17 protein-coding genes are annotated in these 21,045 nt (G+C 55.6%); 13 read left to right on the forward strand and 4 right to left on the reverse strand.

What is annotated here, in order from left to right; translation table 11 throughout:
• Window positions 1-191: 191 nt before the first annotated feature.
• From ACXI0A_RS20235 to ACXI0A_RS20255, 5 genes are read left to right on the forward strand one after another with little or no spacing between them, the layout of a single operon-like run.
• Window positions 192-1,781: an ABC transporter substrate-binding protein gene (locus tag ACXI0A_RS20235; protein WP_476150771.1), complete on the forward strand. Its 1,590-nt coding sequence runs from the start codon at window positions 192-194 to the stop codon at window positions 1,779-1,781.
• A complete protein-coding gene (locus tag ACXI0A_RS20240) occupies window positions 1,781-2,728 on the forward strand; it encodes an ABC transporter permease subunit (RefSeq protein ID WP_476150770.1) in 948 nt (315 codons plus the stop codon). Before ACXI0A_RS20235 ends, ACXI0A_RS20240 begins: the two co-directional genes overlap by 1 nt.
• Window positions 2,729-2,731: 3 nt before the next feature.
• Window positions 2,732-3,562, forward strand: a complete 831-nt coding sequence (locus ACXI0A_RS20245) for an ABC transporter permease subunit (protein WP_476151201.1) — start codon at window positions 2,732-2,734, stop codon at window positions 3,560-3,562.
• Window positions 3,559-5,181: a nickel ABC transporter ATP-binding protein NikE gene (locus tag ACXI0A_RS20250; RefSeq protein ID WP_476150769.1), complete on the forward strand. Its 1,623-nt coding sequence runs from the start codon at window positions 3,559-3,561 to the stop codon at window positions 5,179-5,181. The genes ACXI0A_RS20245 and ACXI0A_RS20250 overlap by 4 nt, the downstream gene beginning before the upstream one ends.
• A complete protein-coding gene (locus ACXI0A_RS20255) occupies window positions 5,178-7,199 on the forward strand; it encodes a CocE/NonD family hydrolase (RefSeq protein ID WP_476150768.1) in 2,022 nt (673 codons plus the stop codon). Before ACXI0A_RS20250 ends, ACXI0A_RS20255 begins: the two co-directional genes overlap by 4 nt.
• A 58-nt stretch (window positions 7,200-7,257) precedes the next feature.
• Here ACXI0A_RS20255 and iolB read toward each other — a convergent pair whose 3' ends face one another.
• Complete coding sequence (iolB, locus tag ACXI0A_RS20260; protein ID WP_476151200.1) at window positions 7,258-8,076, reverse strand: 5-deoxy-glucuronate isomerase; 819 nt, start codon at window positions 8,074-8,076, stop codon at window positions 7,258-7,260.
• A gap of 25 nt (window positions 8,077-8,101) precedes the next feature.
• Window positions 8,102-9,607: a CoA-acylating methylmalonate-semialdehyde dehydrogenase gene (locus ACXI0A_RS20265; RefSeq protein WP_200575909.1), complete on the reverse strand. Its 1,506-nt coding sequence runs from the start codon at window positions 9,605-9,607 to the stop codon at window positions 8,102-8,104.
• A 413-nt stretch (window positions 9,608-10,020) separates the two neighbouring features.
• On the opposite strand from ACXI0A_RS20265, the gene ACXI0A_RS20270 reads away from it, so the two are divergent.
• Window positions 10,021-10,836 (forward strand): TIM barrel protein, encoded by an 816-nt coding sequence (locus tag ACXI0A_RS20270; RefSeq protein WP_476150767.1) that lies wholly within the window; start codon window positions 10,021-10,023, stop codon window positions 10,834-10,836.
• A 314-nt stretch (window positions 10,837-11,150) separates the two neighbouring features.
• On the opposite strand, the gene ACXI0A_RS20275 is transcribed toward ACXI0A_RS20270, so the two are convergent.
• Window positions 11,151-12,374 (reverse strand): MFS transporter, encoded by a 1,224-nt coding sequence (locus ACXI0A_RS20275; protein WP_224934344.1) that lies wholly within the window; start codon window positions 12,372-12,374, stop codon window positions 11,151-11,153.
• Window positions 12,375-12,602: 228 nt separating this feature from the next.
• Here ACXI0A_RS20275 and ACXI0A_RS20280 point away from each other — a divergent pair, with 228 nt between their 5' ends.
• From ACXI0A_RS20280 to ACXI0A_RS20310, 7 genes are all read left to right on the forward strand, one after another.
• Complete coding sequence (locus ACXI0A_RS20280) at window positions 12,603-13,313, forward strand: ABC transporter ATP-binding protein (RefSeq protein WP_224934343.1); 711 nt, start codon at window positions 12,603-12,605, stop codon at window positions 13,311-13,313.
• Window positions 13,291-14,262, forward strand: coding sequence for an ABC transporter substrate-binding protein (locus tag ACXI0A_RS20285; protein ID WP_479485284.1), 972 nt, complete (start codon window positions 13,291-13,293; stop codon window positions 14,260-14,262). Before ACXI0A_RS20280 ends, ACXI0A_RS20285 begins: the two co-directional genes overlap by 23 nt.
• A complete protein-coding gene (locus tag ACXI0A_RS20290; protein WP_476150766.1) occupies window positions 14,263-15,918 on the forward strand; it encodes an ABC transporter permease subunit in 1,656 nt (551 codons plus the stop codon). It begins immediately after the preceding gene.
• 180 nt (window positions 15,919-16,098) lie between these two features.
• Window positions 16,099-17,145: an AI-2E family transporter gene (locus ACXI0A_RS20295; RefSeq protein WP_224934340.1), complete on the forward strand. Its 1,047-nt coding sequence runs from the start codon at window positions 16,099-16,101 to the stop codon at window positions 17,143-17,145.
• Window positions 17,146-17,183: 38 nt separating this feature from the next.
• Window positions 17,184-17,375 (forward strand): hypothetical protein, encoded by a 192-nt coding sequence (locus ACXI0A_RS20300; RefSeq protein WP_224934339.1) that lies wholly within the window; start codon window positions 17,184-17,186, stop codon window positions 17,373-17,375.
• Window positions 17,376-17,492: 117 nt separating this feature from the next.
• Window positions 17,493-19,097 (forward strand): EAL domain-containing protein, encoded by a 1,605-nt coding sequence (locus ACXI0A_RS20305; protein WP_476151199.1) that lies wholly within the window; start codon window positions 17,493-17,495, stop codon window positions 19,095-19,097.
• Complete coding sequence (locus ACXI0A_RS20310; protein WP_476150765.1) at window positions 19,072-20,031, forward strand: NAD(P)-dependent oxidoreductase; 960 nt, start codon at window positions 19,072-19,074, stop codon at window positions 20,029-20,031. Before ACXI0A_RS20305 ends, ACXI0A_RS20310 begins: the two co-directional genes overlap by 26 nt.
• On the opposite strand, the gene ACXI0A_RS20315 is transcribed toward ACXI0A_RS20310, so the two are convergent.
• A complete protein-coding gene (locus ACXI0A_RS20315) occupies window positions 20,023-20,490 on the reverse strand; it encodes a hypothetical protein (RefSeq protein WP_476150764.1) in 468 nt (155 codons plus the stop codon). The genes ACXI0A_RS20310 and ACXI0A_RS20315 overlap by 9 nt on opposite strands.
• Window positions 20,491-21,045: the final 555 nt, after the last annotated feature.

Below are 21,045 nucleotides of genomic sequence, written 5' to 3' on the forward strand. Positions count from 1 at the left end.
TTTTCCTGACATGACGTAATGATCGGCAAGTTATCGTTTTTGTGGGTGTTCTGCTCCGCGTTTTTCGCATAGTCTAATACGCAAAATTCATACATCAGAATTTATCGATTTTGATATAAAACATAAATCACTTTGCGACTTTAGGTTTGTGAATAGTGAGACAGGGTGAATTTCAACGGAGAATAAAATAAATGAAAGACGAGCATTCTAATTCTAATAAATATCTGCAAACCATGAGCGTGAGCCGCCGTTCATTTATCAACACCGCCGCACTTATCGGGGCGGGTACGGCGTTGTCACTCTCCTCATTCTCTGGGTTTTCCGCTGAAGCAACACCAAAAAAAGGGGGCGTGTTAAAACTGGGTATGTCAGGTGGCAACACCAGTGACTCGTTAGATCCTACGCTGTTCAGTGACTGGGTGCCGCTCAATCAGGCCTACATGCTGATGAACGGCCTGGTGGAAATTGATGAAAGAAATCAAGCCACACCTGAATTGCTGGAAAGCTGGCAGGCAAAACCGGGTGCTGAGGAATGGACTTTTAACGTTCGCCAGGGCGTGACCTTCCATAATGGCAAAACGCTGACCGTCGAAGACATTCTCTACTCCATTAACCTGCACCGGGGCGAGCAGTCGCGTAGCGCCATCAAGACACAGCTGGCCAGTATTAAAGAGCTGAAGAAGAGTGGCGACAACCAAATCACTATCGTGCTGGATAGCGGCAATGCTGACCTGCCATTCCTGCTGGCGGATTATCACCTCGTCGTCGTGCCTGATGGCTTTACCGACTGGAAGCATCCGATTGGCACCGGCGGTTTCATTTTCGATCAGTACCAGCCGGGTGTGCGCTCTTACTTCAAACGTAATCCCAATTACTGGAAACCGAATCGTGCCTTCGTTGATGCCGTGGAAGTGCTGGTGATCAATGATGCCACCGCACGCACCAACGCACTGATTTCTGGTCAGGTTCACGCCATTAACCGCGTTGATTTCAAAACGGTTGATTTCCTGAAGCGTAGCCCGGCGCTCAACATCGTCCGCTCATCGGGTGGACAGCACTTTACCTTTCTGATGGATTGCCGCGTAGCGCCGTTCAATAACAACGACGTGCGCATGGCGATTAAGTACGGGATCGATCGTGAAAAATTGCTGGCGACGGTATTACGCGGCTACGGTGCTTTGGGTAACGACCATCCCATCCCGAAAACCGACCGTTTCTTCAACAAGGCGCTGCCTCAGCGTGCCTACGATCCCGACAAAGCAAAATTTTATCTCAACAAAGCAGGTCTCAGCACGTTGCCCGTTGAACTCGCCTCTTCCGATGCCGCCTTTGCAGGCGCACTGGATGCCGCTGCATTGTTCCAGGGACAGGCTGCCCCAGCCGGTATTCAGGTCAGTATCAAACGCCAACCGGCAGACAGCTACTGGGACGATGTGTGGATGAAAGCGCCTTTCAGTATGGGTTATTGGGGTGGTCGTCCCACCGCCGATCAGATGTTCTCCACCGCCTGGCAATCCACCGCCAAATGGAACGACACTCACTGGAAGAACGAGAAATTCGACGCGCTGCTGCTGCAAGCACGCTCACTGCTGGATGAACAAAAACGTGCCGAAATCTATGGCGAGTTACAAAGCATCGCAAGTAATGATGGCGGCGCGATGATCCCGCTGTTTGGTGACTATCTGGATGCAGCCAGCAAAAAAGTAGGCGGCGTCAAACCGCATCCGCTGTTCAACTTTATGGGCGGCCGTCTTGCAGAACGTGTTTGGCTGGAGTCGTAATGAAAAAGCAGATTGTTCATCGCCTGCTATTGGGGCTCTTAACACTCTGGTTGGTATCAGTGCTGATTTTTATCGGCACTGAATTACTGCCCGGCGATGTCGCCAGTGCCATTCTCGGACAGAATGGCACGCCGGAGACTATTGCGGCCTTGCGCAGCCAACTGGGGCTGGATCAACCCGCCCTCTATCGCTACCTGCATTGGCTGGGTGGCGTGTTACATGGCGATTTGGGAACCTCTCTCGCCAATAACCAGCCCATCAGCGCTGAGTTATTGCCGCGCCTGGCAAACACCCTGTTTCTGGCAGGTTATGCAGCCGTGATTGCGATTCCACTTGCGGTAATGTTGGGGATTGCCTCCGCCGTGTGGCGCGGTTCATGGTTTGACCGTTTAGCCAACTCACTGACTTTGATGAGTATCTCCGTACCAGAGTTCTTTGTTGGCTATGTGCTGGTGATTTTCTTTGCCATCCGCCTGGCGTGGTTCCCCAGCCTGGCGTTAGTCGATCCGGATGCAAGTTTTATGGCTCGTCTATACGCCTGTACTCTGCCGATGCTAACGCTGGTTCTGGTGGTGTTGGCGCATATGCTGCGTATGACTCGCGCATCCGTTGGTGCGGTGATGTCCAGCAGCTACATCGAGACGGCCCTGCTCAAAGGACTCTCGCGCTGGCAAATCGTTTTGGGTCATGCCCTGCCTAACGCACTGGCCCCGATCATCAATGTTATCGCCTTCAACCTCGCCTATTTGGTTGTCGGCGTCATCCTGGTGGAAGTGGTCTTCGTTTATCCCGGAATTGGGCAACTGATGGTGGATGCTGTGACTAAACGCGATATCCCCGTGGTGCAAGCCTGTGGTTTGTTATTTGGCGGCACCTATATCCTGCTCAACACCACCGCCGATTTGCTGGCCATTTGGTGCAATCCGCGACTGCGACATGCGAGGTAAATGATGAAAAAAGCCAACATACGAGCGGTCCCTCTCTCCGCGATACTGGGCCTTGCCATCATCGCCATTAACCTGATCGCCGCTGTTTTTGCTCCCTGGCTAGCGCCACACACTGAGACAGCGCAGGTCGGCGATATCTGGATGCTGCCGTCATTATCCATGCCGATGGGCACTGACAGCCTTGGGCGAGACATGCTGTCGCGTATTCTGTTTGGCGCGCGCACCACCATTGCCATTGCGCTCGCCATCACGGCTATTTCGTTTGTGGTCGGCATTATTACCGGCTTCACGGCAGCGATTTACGGCCGCTGGGTCGATATCGTGTTGACGCGTATTGTCGATACGCTGATGTCGATTCCCGTGCTGATTCTGGCGTTGATTGTTTTGTCGGTGCTGGGCACATCAATTCCGGTATTGGTCGTTACCATTGCGCTGCTGGATGCCACGCGAGTTTATCGTCTTGCCCGTTTAGTGGCGCAAGGCATTGTCTGTCAGGAGTATGTCGAAGCGGCACGCTTGCGCGGTGAAGGTTTAGCATGGATTGTACGTAAAGAGATCTTGCCCAATGCCATGCCCCCTTTGCTGGCGGAATTCGGCATGCGCTTCTGTTTTACCTTCCTGTTCATTGCCGGGTTAAGTTTCCTTGGACTGGGCATTCAGCCACCGTGGGCCGATTGGGGCAGCATGGTTCGTGACAACGCTCAGGCGATTAACTTTGGTCAGTTCGCTCCCCTTTATCCCGCTGCGGCCATTGCGCTGCTTACCATCGGCGTCAACCTGGTGGTGGATTGGCTGCTGGTGCGAAATAATCTTTCCCTGGGAGATGAAGGATGACTCAACCTATTTTACAGATGCGCAATCTGCGCATTGAAACGGAACAGGGAATCCCGCTGGTTAAGGATATTTCCCTGAGCCTGCAACCCGGTGAAGTGCTGGGTTTGATCGGCGAGTCCGGCGCAGGCAAATCCACCATTGGTCTGGCAGCTCTGGGCTATGCTCGCCCCGGCTGCCGTATCGCGAGCGGAGAGATCCGCATTGCCGGTCGGGATATTGTGCCGCTCTCCACGAAAGAGAAGCGTGAAATCCGCGGCAAGCGCGTCGCCTATGTTGCGCAGAGTGCCGCGGCTGCATTCAATCCCGCTCTGACTATTGGTAAGCAAGTTTGTGAAGGACCGATTCGCCACGGCTTGATGAATTCTGCTGAAGCCAAAGAGTGGGCTATCGCGCTTTTTCGCGCACTCGACCTGCCAGAACCAGACACGATTGGTGAACGCTACCCGCATCAACTTTCCGGTGGACAGCTCCAGCGTGCCATGGCGGCGATGGCGATGTCATGCAAGCCCGACTTGCTGGTCATGGATGAACCCACAACCGCACTCGATGTCACCACGCAAATTGAAGTGCTGGTGATGCTGCGTAAGCTGGTCAGGGAGTTTAATACTGCCGCACTTTACATCACGCACGATCTGGCCGTTGTCGCGCAGATTGCAGACCGCATTATGGTGTTACGCCAGGGCAGCGAAGTCGAATGCGCACGCACCGTCGATATTCTGGAAAACCCCGTCCAAAGTTATACTCAGCAACTGGTGTCCGAACGCGCGCATGCTCTGACCGCTATTCACGCTGACACGGCACCGCAGGGACAGTTGCTGACGTTGCAAAATCTCTCGACCGGTTATAACGGCAAAACGGTGGTACATGGCGTTTCAATGCGCCTGGCCAAAGGAGAGACTCTGGCGATTATTGGCGAGTCTGGCAGTGGTAAAAGTACCCTTGCTCGCGCGCTGTGCGGCCTGCTGAATGATACTCAGGGGCAAGTGACCTTCGGAGCACAAACGCTGGCCAATCGTTATCAGCAGCGCGACAAAGAAACCCTGCGTCGCATTCAGATGATCTATCAGTTACCCGATGTGGCGCTGAATCCCCGCCAGACCATTCTTGAATCCATTGGCAGACCGATTGCCTTCTATTTTGGTCTGGATAAACGCCAGGTGCGAGTGCGCGTGGAGGAGTTGCTGCGCCTGACCGAGCTGCCACTCAGCCTGATTGATCGCTACCCTGGCGCGCTTTCTGGCGGACAAAAGCAGCGAGTGTGCATTGCACGAGCGCTAGCAGCTAAGCCGGATCTCATAATCTGCGATGAAGCCACTTCGGCGCTCGACCCACTGGTGGCTGAAGAAGTGCTCAACCTGTTACGTCGTTTGCAGGAGCAGTTACAACTCTCCTACCTGTTTATCACGCACGACCTGAGCACGGTGAAACGTATCGCGCAGCAAGTTGCAGTGATGTATCAGGGTAACGTGGTGGCGCAAGGCCCAACCGCACAAGTATTCAGCGCACCGATGCACAGTTATACCGAAAAATTGCTGACCTCCGTTCCGGAAATGCGCCCATCCTGGCTGGATGAGGTGTTGGGTCAGCGCCAGTCAAACGCGATGGCAGGAGCCTCATGAAAACCTTGGTAACGCAATTTCCACACAATGTCAGCGTGACAGAACATCTGTGGATCACCCTGAAAGATGGCTCGCGACTGGCGGCCCGCATGTGGCTGCCCTTATCCGCCTCACAGCAACCGGTTCCCGCAATACTTGAATATATTCCCTATCGCAAACGTGATGGGACACGCACGCGTGATGAACCGATGCATGGCTATTTTGCGGGTCAGGGATACGCGGTGCTGCGCGTTGATATGCGCGGCAGTGGTGAATCTGAAGGTCTGCTGGCGGATGAGTATCTGCTACAGGAGCAGGAAGACGCGCTGGAAGTGATCGCGTGGATGAGCCAACAGCCATGGTGCAACGGTGCCGTCGGCATGATGGGTAAATCATGGGGTGGCTTCAACTGCCTGCAGCTGGCGGCACGCCGTCCCCCAGCGTTGAAGGCCATCATCACAGTGTGTTCCACCGATGACCGCTACAACGACGATATTCACTACAAGGGCGGCTGCTTACTGAATGACAACCTGTGGTGGGCCGGCATTATGCTGGCCTATCAGAGCCGCCCACAGGATCCCGTACTGGTGGGAGAAGGATGGTATCAGGACTGGCTGCATCGACTAGAAAACATGCCCTTCTTCCCGGCCTTGTGGATGGAGCATCCTCTGAAGGATGCCTACTGGAAGCACGGCTCGGTGGGGGAAGATTGGTCTGCCATTCAGTGTCCGGTGATGGCGGTCGGCGGTTGGGCTGACTCTTACAGTAATGCCATTTTTCGCCTGATGGATAATCTTGAGGTGCCGCGCAAAGCCATTATTGGCCCATGGGCGCACATCTACCCGCAGGATGGCACCCCTGAACCGGCCATCGGCTTCCTGCAAGAGGCGGTGCAATGGTGGGATCGCTGGTTAAAACAAGACGATAACGATGTGATGGCAGGGCCACGCGTTCAAGCCTGGCTGAATGACAGTCAGCGGCCTAACTCGCAACGCCCGCAGGCGGTAGGTGAGTGGATCGCGATTGACGGCGATACCGATGAGGTCACGACTGCCCAGCGCTGGCATTTGCATCCTGCCGTACTGGCATCCACAGCGCTGGATGAGGATCACTGGCAATCCGTATGCACGCCGCAAAACCATGGGTTATTTGCAGGTGAATGGATGGGCGCGGGCGTCTTAGGCGAAAGTCCGAGCGATCAGCGCATGGATGAGGGCTTAACTGAAAACTACGATAGCCCGGTGCTGAGTGAAAGTCTCAGCATCTATGGTTTCCCGCAGTTTAACGTCACCTTGTCCAGCGATAAGCCCGCCGCGATGCTCTATGTTCGCTTATCGGATGTGGCACCCGATGGTGCATCGACGCGGGTCACCCATGGCTGGGTCAACCTCAGCCATCTGCAAGGTCAGGATAAATGTGCGCCTCTTACGCCAGGTGAGAACGTTCAGGTTGCCGTGCAACTTGACGGGATTGCGTGGCGCTTCGCGGCGGGTCATCGCCTGCGCGTCTCCCTGGCCACCACCTTCTGGCCAATGATTTGGCCCATGGCGGAACAGGCAATACTGAGCATCAACCTTGCCAGCGCAACGCTCAAGCTACCGGTGTGCCAGCAGGTCGAACCCATCAGCGGGCCGAATCCGCATCCTGCAACGGCCGCCAATACGCCACTGACGATCCTTTCTCCGGGTCGGGTTGATCGCGAGTTGCACTACGACGTGGTGAAAGATCAGTGGCAGAGCATCACCAATGGTGTCGGCGGTGTATTTGGTGAAGGGGTTTACCGCTTTGATGATATTGATACTACCGTGGACCATAGCCTGCGACGCCAGTTGACGTTGCAAAATGAAGATCCTTTATCCGCTCATTATCTGCTGACGCAAAGCATGAAAATCGGGCGCGAGGGTTGGTGGACCGAAACAGATATCACGCTGGAGATGCGCAGCGATCTGACGCATTTCATTGTGAGTGGAGACATGCAGGTTAAGCACAATGGCGAAGCGATGTTTAATCGCCACTGGAACCAACGTATAGCACGTTGAATCTTGCACATAAAAAAGGGCAGCCACATGGCTGCCCTTCTGCTTTCTTCGATACGGATTATTTGCTGCGCGGATACTTATCGCTGTTCACCCAGGCGTGATCTTTCTCCCAGGTAAACTTCCACAGACGCTCCGGACCCGCCATTACGTTCAGATAGTAGTTATCGTAACCCGCAATCGTCGCCACCGGATGATAGCCACGCGGGACGGTCACCACATCGCGGTTATACGGCGCCATGCACTCGTCGAGTGAACGGTCGTCGGTATACACGCGCTGCATCGCGAAGCCTGGCTCTGGATCGAAACGGTGATAGTAGGTCTCTTCCAGATAGGTTTCGTCCGGGCTGGTTTTCTGGTCGTGCTTATGGCTTGGGTACGAACTGGTCGCACCCTCGTCGGTATACACTTCCACCACCAGCAGGCTGTCGGCTTCTTTATTGTCCGGCAGAATGTTGTGCACCAGACGCTGATTGCGTCCTTTACCACGCTGCTCCACACCCACATCTTCCGGCGCAATCAGGCGCGCAGGCAAGTTGCCACTGCTCGGTGCATTACACACCGCCAGCTCCAGATCGCTATCGGCGTAGACTTCTACTTCATCATCGTGTGGCACATACACCGAGTACGGTGGAATACGCTCGAACGGTGACAGACGCTTACCAAGGTTCGGGAACTCCGCATTGCGGGTTTTTACCGAGGCAAAACCCGCCACCAGCACCAGACACAGTTCTTTATCGCCGCTGCTGAGCTTCAGGCTCTGGCCCTTCTTCAGCAAATAGGCATCAAAGCCGACGTACTCCCAGCCCGCACTTTCTGGCGTGACATGCTGGATACGACCGTTACTGTCTGGCTGCTGCGCTTTCGAAATCAAAGACATCATCGATCTCCTAAGTTAAGCGAGATTAGCCCAGCGTTGGCATGCTGAACTCTGAAACAGTCTGCTGACCGCTCGGCCAGCGCACGGTGGCGGTTTTCATGCGGGTGTAGAAACGCACGCCGTCTGGACCGTGCACGTTCAGCGCACCAAACACCGAACGCTTCCAGCCACCGAAGCTGTGGAACGCCATTGGTACGGGCACCGGCACGTTAACACCCACCATGCCTGCTTCCACGTTCTGTACAAACTCACGCGCAGTGTGACCGTTGCTGGTGAAGATGGCGCTGCCGTTACCGAATTCATGGCTGTTGACCAGCTTCAGTGCACTGTCAAAATCTGTAGAACGCATGATGCTCAGCACCGGCCCGAAGATCTCTTCGCGCCAGATCACCATGTCCGGGGTCACGTTATCAAACAGTGTGCCGCCAACGTAGTAACCTTCTTCGTGGCCCGGGACTTTGACGCCACGGCCATCCACCACCAGTTTCGCGCCCTCAGCTTCACCTTTGTCGATGTAGCCCAGCACTTTCTTCTGATGCGCGGCAGAAACCACCGGGCCCATTTCGTTCTCTTCAGCACCCTTCTGGATGCCAGGACCGACGCGCAGCGCTTTGATCAGCGGCGTCAGACGCGCAATCAGTTTGTCAGCGGTGTCATTACCGACCGCCACCACCACTGGCAGCGCCATGCAACGCTCACCGGCAGAACCAAACGCGCCGCCCATGATGGCATTCACGGTGGCATCCAGATCGGCATCTGGCATCACGATGGCGTGGTTTTTCGCCGCACCAAACGCCTGCACACGTTTACCGTGGGCGCTGGCGGTTTTATAGATGTGCTCAGCCACGCCGGAAGAACCGACGAAGCTTACCGCGGCAATGCGCGGATCTTTATACAGCTGCTCAGCGTCTTCGTTGGAGGAGTGCACCACGTTGAACACGCCATCTGGCAGGCCCGCTTCTTTCAGCAGCTCTGCCATACGCACAGAAGCTGATGGATCCAGCGCCGGTGGTTTGAGGATGAAAGTATTACCGCACGCGAGGGCGATAGGGAACATCCACAGCGGCACCATCGCCGGGAAGTTGAATGGCGTGATACCCGCCACCACGCCCACTGGCTGCATCAATGAATAACTGTCAACGCCGGTGCCCACGGTCGGTGAGTTTTCGCCTTTAATCAGGTGCGGGATACCACAAGCATATTCGATGACTTCAATACCGCGGGTCAGCTCACCAAGAGCATCGGACCACACTTTGCCGTGCTCAGATACGATCAGCGCAGCCAGCTCGTCACGGTGTTTTTCCATCAGCGCTTTGAAGTTGAACATCACACGGGCACGACGCAACGGCGCAGTTTTCGACCATTCAGGGAACGCGGCATGGGCGATTTCAATCGCTTTTTCCACTTCAGCAGCGGTGCTCTGCGTCAGTTCACGCGCGACTTTGCCGGTGGCCGGATCGTATACCGGGATGGTTTCATTGCTGGCGCTGTGAGTAATCTTGCCGCCGATAAAGTTTCCTACGATAGTCATGTCGTTGCCTCTTTGATGTGAAGTTCCCTGCAGGCAGTCGGTTAACACTGCAATGCTACCTGACCAGGCAATACGAAAAGCGTGCTATGAAGCTATTACAATGAAATAAATTTTTCAAATACTTCTTTTTGGAAAATTTCCTTTTAGCGGCATGGATCGCATTTTTTCCGCCTTCCCTGCAGCAAGGCCGCAAACCTTGCTCGATCGGCGCCCTGCCTCTCTTGCCGACACGTAATCATAACCCTCTGTGACCAAACAATTTCCACTGAGATCACGCCAGCATGATGTTACGCGAAACGAAATATGAAATTTTTGCGAGGAAGATCCAATATCTGATATTTCATAATTCACTAACAATGAAATAAATGTTCTCTTTGCAGCATCTGACCCGTATCCTATTACAGGAGCCACTCATGGCCATCGATCCAACCCGTTTCTGTATCAACCGTAAAATTGCCCCTGCACTCTCCCTTGAAGCCTTCTTCCAGTTGGTTCAGCGACTGGGTTTGAGCAAAGTGGAACTGCGTAATGATATGTCGGGCGGCAAGGTGACCGATGACCTGAGTGCGGTGCAGCTGCGCGCATTGGCGGATAAGTATCACATCGAGATTGAAACCATTAATGCGCTCTACCCGTTTAACCGCGCCGATGATGCGTTGCTGGCGAAGGCCGAGGCGATGCTGCAGGAAGCCAGGGCGATTGGCGCCAAAGCGTTGGTGATGTGCCCGCTGAATGAAGGAATCGCCATCGCGCCAGAACACACGCTGGCAGCGCTGCAAAAGCTGGCACCACTGTTTGCCGAATATGGTGTTCAGGGTTTGGTTGAACCCTTAGGTTTCCCGGTGAGTTCACTGCGCTCTGCGGTGCAGACACAAAAGCTGATTAAGCAGTCCGGCGCACCGTTCAAGTTGCTGCTGGATACCTTCCATCATCATCTTTATGAGAACGCCGAGCAGGAGTTCCCGCAGGAGATTGATGTTAACCAGATTGGTTTAGTGCATCTCTCTGGCGTGGAGGATACCCGTCCCACTGCTGAACTGACCGATGAAGAACGCATTATGCTGAGCGACCGCGATGTGCTGAACAGCGTGGCGCAGGTGAAACGTCTGGAGATGCTTGGCTATAAGGGCATTTACGCCTTTGAACCGTTCTCCTCTGAGCTGGAGAAGTGGGGCGCAAAAGAGATTGAGCGCGAAATTCGCCAGAGTATTGAGTTGCTGCAAGCCTGATTTAAAACGGCGGCTGAGGGTACGTGCCGCCGCTTCCCCTACCCTTATCTGTGTCTTTAACAAGACACACTTTGTTAGTGTTGGCCTCGGTCGGAGGCCCTTTTTTCCATCCTCGTCATATTTTACGCCATAGCTGCGTTGGCTGCGTTTGCGCGCCCCAGTCACTTACGGGCGTAAGCTCCTGGGGACTTACAAACTTGCCGCCTTGCTCTGACGTAAACTATTTAGAGGATGCCTGAGCGATTGAACACCCTGTTTAGAGGGTGCCTGAGCTATTGACATGAATAATTTGATGATGCCTTGTTAATTGAAAATCAGGCATTTTCTTTGATTTCTACACTCACCTCTTCCGGCATACGTCTCATCATTCTGATAGTGCAGAACAGCGCCAGGCACACCAGCAGCGCGGTAAGCAGATAGACCAGCGAGACCCCAGCGTAACTCATGATAAAGCCCGCAATCGGTCCGGTGATGCCCAATGACAGATCCATAAACGCGGTGTAAGTCGCCAGCGCGCTGCCCTGGTTCTGCTGCGGCACCACTTTTACTGCCACCACGCCAATCGCCGGGAATACCAGCGAGAATCCTGCTCCGGTTAAGAACGCACCCGCTTTTGCCATCCACGGGTCAAACGATCCGGCCACCAGAAACAGCCCGACGGCCTCTACCGCAAAGCAAATACTGGCAACGCGCAGGCCACCGAGCTTATTAATCGCATTGGGGAACAGCAGACGCGTGCCGACAAAGGCCGCGCTGAACATCGTTAAGGCAAAGGCAGCACCATCCCAGCCCTTATCCTGATAGAACAGGGTGATAAAGGTGGCGATGACGCCAAAGCCCGCCGATCCCATCGCCAGGATCAGGCCAAAGCCGTAGATTTTTCCCAGCACATCGCGGAACGGCAGCGGTTTGGCTTTGCTGCCTTTCACCGGCGCACGCGGAAGGGCTAGAGCAATCGCCAGCACGCAGATGGCAATAATGATGCTGGAGAGCAGCAGTAAACCGCCGCTGCGGAAAATCACCACGCCGAGCGGTGCGCCAATCGCCATCGCGCCGTAGGTGACAATGCCGTTCCATGAAATCACCCGGCCAATATGCAGCGACCCAACGCGCGCCACGCCCCACAGTGAGGTGCCGGTGCCCGAGAAACTTTGCCCCACGCCCAGTATCACGCGCCCCAGACAGAGCAAGATCAGACTTAGCACGCCCTGCCCCTCAGTAAGCGCCGAGAGCAAGATGCAGATGCCACTGATCAGGCAACCGACCAATCCCAGCACCACCACTTTTTTCGGTCCCCACATATCGGCATAGCGCCCGGCATGCGGGCGGCTCAGCAGCGTGGCGATGTATTGCAGGCTGATCACTACCCCGGCCCAAAAGGCGCTGTAGCCCAGTCCGTCATGGACAAAGCCCGGCAGTACCGCCAGCGGCAGGCCAATCGTGAGATAGCTGGCGAAGTTGAACTTCACAATGGAGAGGATCAGGAGATTCAGGCGAAGTCGGCCGTGTTCAGGGGCCGCGGCAGGCTGGTCAGGCATGAGTGATTGCGCTCGTGGGTGACTAAATATTTGTATAGAAGGCTAACTATACGCCTTTTCCTGCCGACTGCATCCGGCGATCGCCCTAATTTATGGTCATCATTTCGTCATATCACCCACTTACACTCGCGCCCATCAAATCCCAAAGAGGATACACAATCTGATGCTGCTCCTGATTTGCTGTCAGGCGCGCGTGCCGCAGTGCCACTCCTTTGCCGGAGGTGGCCAGTGACGCATGCCGTGCCTATCGAACTGAAAAATCTCAGATGGTCGGTGAACAACCTGACTATTCTGCACGATCTCTCCCTGACCATCTCTCCAGGCGAAATTGTCGCGCTACTCGGCCCAAGCGGCTGTGGCAAAAGCACGCTGCTGAAACTGCTGGCGGGCTTGCTGCAACCTACTGCAGGCGAATTGTGGATTGGCGAGCGCTGCGCCGCCTCCGCACGTCATTGCGATGCGCCGGAGATGCGTAACCTCGGCATGGTTTTCCAGGATTACGCTCTGTGGCCGCACATGACCGTGGCGCAGAACGTTGCCTTTCCGCTCAGGATGCGCGGAGTGAAGAAAGCCGCTGCGCGTGAACAGGCCGATGCCGCACTGGCGCAGGTCGGCCTCGCCGATTTTGGCGATCGCAAACCCGCCTTGCTCTCCGGCGGACAGCAGCAGCGCGTGGCCCTCGCCCGTGCTTTGGTCGCTAAACCGGCGATTTTGTTGTTCGACGAACCGCTCTCCAACCTTGACCGCGACCTGCGCGAAACCCTGGTGCACACCATGGCCGATCTGCTGCGCAGCGCGGGCATTACCGCTGTTTATGTCACGCATGACCGCGAGGAAGCCAACACGCTCGCCGACCGCATTATTCACCTGGCACAGGGCCAGATTGTTTCCGTTACTCACCTCTCAGGGGACCGCAATGCCATCTCTCAAGTCAGTTAAAACAGGAGCCATCAGCGCGATGATTTTGACCTCCGCCATGATGATCAACGATGCCCAGGCGCTGACGGTGTACACCGCCGGTCCGGGTTCGCTATCAAAAAGTCTGGCCACCGGATTCGAAAAGCAAACTGGTATCAAAGTGAATATCTTCCAGGCCACCACCGGCAAGGTGATGGCGCGTCTGGAAGCCGAACAGGCCAATCCGCAAGCCGATGTGCTGATCTCTGCCTCATGGGATACCGCTGAAGATCTGCAACATCGTGGCTGGCTGCTGCCGTACGAAAGTGCCAATGCGGCCAAAGTGCCGGATCAGTTCAAAACTGCCAACTACGTGGCGCAGGGCATTTCGGCACTGAGCATCGTGTGGAATACCAAGAGCGATACCCCGGAACCTAAAACCTGGCAGGATCTCACCGCGCCCGCGTTTAAAGACAAAGTCACCACGCCGGATCCGGCCCTTTCCGGTGCCTCACTCGACTTGCTGATTGGCCTGCAAAACAGCGAAGGTGAAAAAGCCTGGCAGCTGTTTGATCAGTTAAAAGCCAACGGCATGGTGATGAGCGGCCCGAATGCCCAGGCGGTGACGCCGGTATTGCAAGGTGCGAAAGCGGCGGTGTTTGGTGCAGTGGATTACGTCACCTATAACAACATTGCCCAGGGTGAAAGCGTCAAAGTGATCTTCCCGGAGAACGGCACCGTGGTGGCGCCGCGTCCGATGATGATTCTGAAGAGCAGCCAGCATGCTGATGACGCGAAAAAGTTCGTCGATTATGTGCTGTCGGATGAAGGTCAGGAGCAAGTGGCTAAAGCCTGGCTGATGCCGGCGCGTACCGATATCAAAGCGCAGCGCCCGCTGTTCACCGAGATTAAACTGCTGCCCGCCAATAGCGATGGCAGCAGCGAGCGCTCGGCGGTGCTGAAGCGCTTTGGCGCCCTGTTCGGACAGTAAATGATGTCGCGTGCCCTGAATGGATTGATTCTGCTGGCGCTGATACTGCTGGTGGCGCTGCCGCTACTGTTTATCGTGCTGCAGGCGCTGTTTCCGCAGCTTGGCGAGGGCAACTGGAGTGGGGCTTTCAGCGCGCTACCGGCGCTGTTTGAGGACCCGCAGCTGGTGCCAATGTGGCTGGGCACGCTGAAAATCGGCGGCGGCGTGGCGCTGTGCAGTTTGCTGCTGGGCTTACCGCTCGGCGCGCTGCGCGGCCTGTTCCGCCTGCCGGGTGCGGCGATGTGGGATCTGCTGTTCCTTATCCCCTTCCTCACGCCGCCCTATATCGTGGCGCTGTCGTGGACGCTGGCACTGCAACGCAACGGCTATCTGCAACAACTCACTGGCTTCAACCTCGATAGCCTGCTGTTTAGCAGCACCGGGATGACGCTGGTGATGACGCTAAATATCTTTCCGGTGGTCTATTTTGCGGTGTCGCGATCGCTGATGGCGAGCGGACAGCGTCTCGCCTGGGTGGCGCGCGTGCACGGTGCGTCGGCCTGGCGTGCTTTTGCCCAGATCACACTGCCGCTGACGCTTCCGGCGTTAGCAGGCGGCGTACTGCTGGCGTTTACCCTGGCGATTGAAGAGTACGGCGTGCCTGCGGCGCTCGGCACTCAGGCGCATCTGACGCTAATGACCGTCGGTATTGAAACCAAACTGGCAGACTGGCCAATCGATTTACCGGGCGCGGCATCACTCTCGTTGATGTTGAGCCTGGTGGCACTGACTGCCTGGTTCCTGCAACGGAAACTGACCGGCAGCAGCGATGTGACGGCAGTGAACGGCAAACCGGTGGTGCAGGAACTGGCTGAGGGCGGACGCTGGCTGCCACTCATGATGTTGCCGTTTATTCTCACCGTTTTACTCGCCGTGATGCTGCCGCTGGGCGCGATGACGCTGAGTGGGTTACTGAATACCCTTTCCGGCGGCCTGCATCTGGATAACCTGACGCTGCGCCACTTCGGTGCGCTGTTCAGTCAGCAAGGTGATGCGCTAGCGGCGTTCTCCACCAGCATTGGGCTGGCGTTAGGCGCGGCACTGCTCACGGGCTTGCTCGGCTTCCTGATCGCCTGGCGCGTGTCAGAAGGCAAGACGCGCCTGCTGGCGATGATGGATGGGCTGGCGCTGCTGCCTGCCGCCATGCCCGGCGTGGTGGTCGGCGTCGGTTTGATTCTGCTGTGGAACCGCGGCTTCTGGCCGGTTTCCCCTTACAACACGATGTTTATCCTGCTGCTTTCCTACAGCTGCCTGCTATTGCCCTGGCCGGTGCGCTATGTCAGCAGCGCGCTGCGCCAGCTGGCTCCTACGCTGGAACCGGCGGCACGCGTGCATGGCGCGTCACGCATGCAGGCACTGCGCTTGATTGTGTTACCGCTGGTGGCGCCGAGTCTGCTGGCGGCGATGATGATGGTGTTTGCCGTGGCTTCACGCGAACTGGTGACCTCGCTGCTGCTGGCACCCGCCGGCACGCAGACCGTAGCGATCTTTATCTGGCGGCAGTTCGAACAGGGCTCCGTGGGACAAGGGATGGCAATGGCCACCGTGACGCTGCTCGCCAGCCTCACCTTGATGCTGGGCGCCACCGTGCTGATGCAGCGCCAGGGGAATAAATAGCGCGATGAATCGCGCCGCTACAAATCAGCTGCACATGCCCGTAGCGGCGCAATTTATTGCGCATTTCACAGCCCCTTTGCCGAAAGACGCATTCGACACGTTTCGCTTATTCCTAAATAAACAATCACTTAATCTCGTTCAACTACACTCTCCTGAGCCATTGATGACTCAGGAGAGTAAATGAACAACCTGCCCCAGGAAAAAATTGGCCAGAACATGCTGGTCAAGATGGCGATGCTGGTGATCATTCTGGCGGGCATTCGCGCCGCGTCAGAGATTCTGGTGCCCTTCCTGCTCGCCAGCTTTCTGGCGATTGTGCTCAACCCACTGGTGACGCTGCTGATGCGTCGCGGCGTGCCGCGCGGTCTGGCGATCACTGCGGTAATCACCGTGATATTCATCGTTATCCTGTTGCTGGTTGGCGTGATGGCCAGTTCAGCCAGTGACTTCAGCGATACCTATCCGCAAATCCGAAGCATGCTGGAGCAAAAACTTGGCGTGGTGCAGCACTTTGCCGCTCGCTTTCATATCAATATCTCCACGGAAGCTTTAGCCGCGCGACTCGATCCCAACGTGATGATGGATATGGCCACCACGCTGCTGAAACAGTTTTCCGGTGCCATGACCAACGTGCTGCTGCTGATCCTCACCGTCGTGTTTATGCTGTTTGAAGTGCGTCATCTGCCGTACAAAATGCGTAACGCTATGGTGAATCCACAAATCCGCATTGCCGGACTCCACAAAGCGTTCAAAGGCGTGACTCACTATCTGGCGCTGAAAACCTTAGTCAGCGCCATCACCGGCCTCGCGGTATGGCTGGTGCTGGAATTGATCGGCGTAAAATTCGCGCTGTTTTGGGGCGTGGTGGCGTTTATCCTCAACTTCGTGCCCAACATCGGTCCCATCATCGCCGGCATCCCACCGTTTATTCAGGCGCTGGTGTTAAATGGCGTCTACGATGCGCTGTTTGTAGTCGCGCTGTTTAGTGCGATTCATATGCTGTTTGGCAATATGCTGGAGCCAAAGCTGATGGGCCGCGGCTTAGGGCTTTCCACGCTGGTGGTGTTTCTGTCGCTGATTTTCTGGGGCTGGCTATTGGGACCGGTGGGCATGCTGCTGTCGGTGCCGCTGACCAGCGTCACCAAAATATTAATGGAGACCACGCCAGGCGGCAGCCGACTGGCGATTATGCTGGGCAATGGGCGGCCGGGATCGCGTCCGCGTTAAAACGACATTGACTCCCGATTTGGTGAAGGTGCGCCCGCGTGCGCACCGGCCAATTCGCCCCGCGCCTGATCCGCTGGACAACAGCCCTCTCCGAATTACCGTTACCCTTTTTTAACCCGCATTTCGGTTCAATATGCTTTCCCAACATCGTGGCACAGCGCTTTTCCCGCTGGGAAATGCCAATAACGGCAAAACATTGTCAATTAACGCAAAGCGACGCCGATATTTGACCTGAGTCAGTCCAGAGCAAAATCAAAACGCTAATATGCACGGCCCCTGGAAGTGTTATGCTGCTGACGCCGCAGCTTAGCCCTCATCTGCTGCTTAAAATGACCGAGGAAAGTCAGGTGCCACCGCAAAAAAGAAATCGCGATTTTGGCTGGCTGTTAATTGTCTGTGCCGGGTTATTACCGCTGGTACTGGGCATCCTTTGTACAGCCATTGAAGCGCGGCACACGGTGAGCCAGCAGCAGATTTCCACGGCCAATTCCCTCTTAACGCAAGCTGAAAAGATGAGTGATAACGCCTGGGATATGATCACCCAGTTGCGTCAGTACCATTATCAGCCTTGCGATAAAATCGAAGACCAGCTGCAGCGTGCTGGCACTCTTAACGCCTATTTCCGTTCCGTCGGTCTGTTGAATGGCGAGAACATCAGTTGCTCATCGGCCTTTGGTTTGGTGCATGGCACCCTGACCCAGATGATGATGCAACCGCCGCCAATCACCGGTAAAGCCTGGTGGAGTATCTCGATTCGTGGCACTTACGGCGTGCCCAATCGTCCTGCCGTGGTATTTGTGCGCCAGCTACCCGACAGCACCGGCTTCTGGGCTGTGATTGACGGTCAGTATCTGATGGACTTTATGCATGCGATCGGCGAGTCACGTGGCTACCAGATGAGCATGCGCTTTAGCGGCGGTGCGGCGATCACCAGCGGCCCTGCCGATATCGAACCCGAGCTGTATTTCAAGAGTGAGCCTTATCAAGCGGAGTCGAGCCGCTACCCGATCAGCGTCAACGTCACGGTTCCCGCCTCCGAGTTGCTAAAAGCCTGGCGCCAGGCGCTGTTTATCTTCCTGCCGATGGCCGCGATTTTCTCTATTCTGCTGATGGTGCTGACCGCCAACTGGCTACGCCGCCGCATTTCCTGGGGCGATGAAATCCGTCGCGCCATCCGTAATCGTCAGTTCTCGGTGCATTACCAGCCGGTTTACAGTACTGAGATCGAGCGCTGCAAAGGCGCGGAGGCCTTGTTACGCTGGCAACTGCCGAATGGCGAGATGATCCGTCCGGATATTTTTATTAGCCATGCTGAAGCAGAGGGCGTAATTGTACCGCTCACCCAGCATTTACTGGATCTGATGGCGGAAGATATTCAGGGCTGGCAGGTGGAACCCGGTTTCCATATCGGTCTGAACGTGGCAGCAGAGCATTTGCAACATGCCGATTTCGTGCAGGATATTCAGCGCTTTGCCCGCCGGATTAAAGATAAGCAAATGGTGGTCACGCTGGAGTTGACCGAACGCAGCCTGATTGATGACGGCGAACTGGTGGCACGCAAGCTGCGCCATCTGCAGTCACACGGCATGAAGGTGGCGATCGATGATTTTGGTACCGGTCACTGCTCTCTCTCTTACCTGCTGACCTTCCCACTCGATTACCTGAAAATCGATCGTGGCTTTATTAACGCGATTGAAGGTCTGGAGGTGGAAACGCCGGTGCTGGATGCCATCATTAACCTGTGCCACAAACTCAAGCTGGATGTGCTCGGTGAAGGGGTGGAAACCTCGTTACAATATGACTATCTGCGACAGCGTGGCGTGGTGCTGATTCAGGGCTATTATTATGCCCGTCCGATGGATAATGACCGGCTCCGCGCCTGGCTCAACGAGCAAGGATGCCAGCCGCTTCTTGTTGAGGAACCCCATGAGCCTGCATTGCCTGATTCTTGATGATTATCAGAACGTTGCCCTGTCGCTGGCCGATTGGGCATCGCTTCAACCTACCGTACAGACCACCGCACTGACCCAACATTTTGACAATGAAGATGAGCTGGTGCGCCATATCGAACACGCCGATATCCTCGTTGTTATGCGCGAACGCACACCGCTGACTGCGGAGCTGATTGGCCGCTTACCTAACCTCAAACTGGTGGTCACTTCCGGCATGCGCAATGCGTCAATTGATCTGCACGCCTGCGCCGAGCGCTACATCGCGGTGTGCGGTACCGCCAGCAGCAGCGCCGCGCCGATGGAGCTGAGCTGGGGCTTGCTGATTGGGCTGGCGCGTCACATTGGCGTGGAGAGTCAGGCACTGCGCAATAACGGGCCGTGGCAGCAAACGCTGGGGCTCGGTTTGCAGGGCAAAACGCTGGGCTTAGTGGGGCTGGGAAAAATTGGTGGCGAGATGGCCAAAGTGGCACAGGCGTTTGGCATGCGCGTTTGCGCGTGGAGCCAGAATCTCACCGACGCGCGTGCGGCCGAATGCGGTGTCGAGCGTATGGACTCGTTACATGCGCTAATGCGGATCAGCGATTTCGTTTCCGTGCATCTGGTGCTTAGCGAGCGCTCGCGTCATCTGATTGATAGCGATGCGCTGGCACAGATGAAGCCGGGTGCGCTGTTGATTAACACCTCGCGCGCCGCGATTGTCGACCAGCAGGCGATGATTGCGGCGCTGCAATCGGGTCAGTTGGCTGGCGCCGGGATCGATGTGTTTGAACAGGAACCGTTACCCGCTGATCATCCGCTGCGCCATCTGCCCAACGTACTCGCCACACCGCATCTTGGGTACGTTGCAGATAGCAACTACCGCACCTACTTTACGCAGGCCGTGGAAGATATTCAGGGATGGGTGACGGGTGCTCCGCTGCGCTCGTTACTCTGAACGGCGGCGCTTCTCCGCGATGCGCAATGCCACTTCCAGGCTGTCTTCCGCCAAATTGGCGGACTGGCGTTGCGCGTTTAGGCGTTGGTTAATGCGCTCCAGCGTCGGCGTTAATTGCCCCACCAACTGCTGATACTCTTCAAGCTGCGTAATCGGTTGGTTACGCGCAATACTGGTTTGCGTCAGACGCTGCAACTGACGAAAGCTCTCCGCGGCCTGGCTGGTCAGCAATCCCGCCTGCCTCCAGCTTTTCAAACGCTTCACCAGCTCATCGGGCCGTTGTGCCAACAGTGTCAGCTGTGCATCGGCCCGCTCACCGCACTCAATCCACCCCACCGGCACGATGGAAACAGGAGCAATTCGCCGTGCATCAGGCGCATAATTGATAAGATTCCTTTCTACACTGTCGATTTGCGACAGCCAGGGATTCTCAAACAATCGGGCGTTTTTTCTCGACATGAACACTCCACCTGAGCCAGGCGGCAGAGTATTACCGAATGATGTCAGGCTGGCAAGCAAAGCTTGCCGCTTCGCTTATTGGTAAGCTTTTCTTATTTATTTGCGCAACAATCAGGTGTGGAAACAAAGCCACGATTTAGCAGAACAATGGATTAATTTAAAGGTGGTGCGCAGTTGATCCCACTGATAACCATCAGGATTTCCTTACTCCGCAGGAGCGCTAAAATAATTTTTTCGTTATCAAAGCCCCTCGCCCCTCACCGCTTCGATAAAAAGCAGGCAATACGCGCCTCTTCGCCCCGTTTATGTGATTTTATTTGCTGCGTTTCGGCCCGCTTTCAACCGTATCTTTAGCCAAAAAATAGCCAGTTGCCGGCCGAAACATGACAAATATCACACAAAATCGGTATACTCTGTCGCGGGACGTAATCATTTCGCCCCTAATTATTACCCAAGCAATGCCGGATAAAACCATCTTTCACGGCTATGCTTAAATTTTCTCAACGCCGTGGACTGGCCACAAAATGTAGTCTGCAGCGTTGAGGATTTTTCGAA

It is taken from the genome of Pantoea sp. C1E2 (assembly GCF_056491465.1).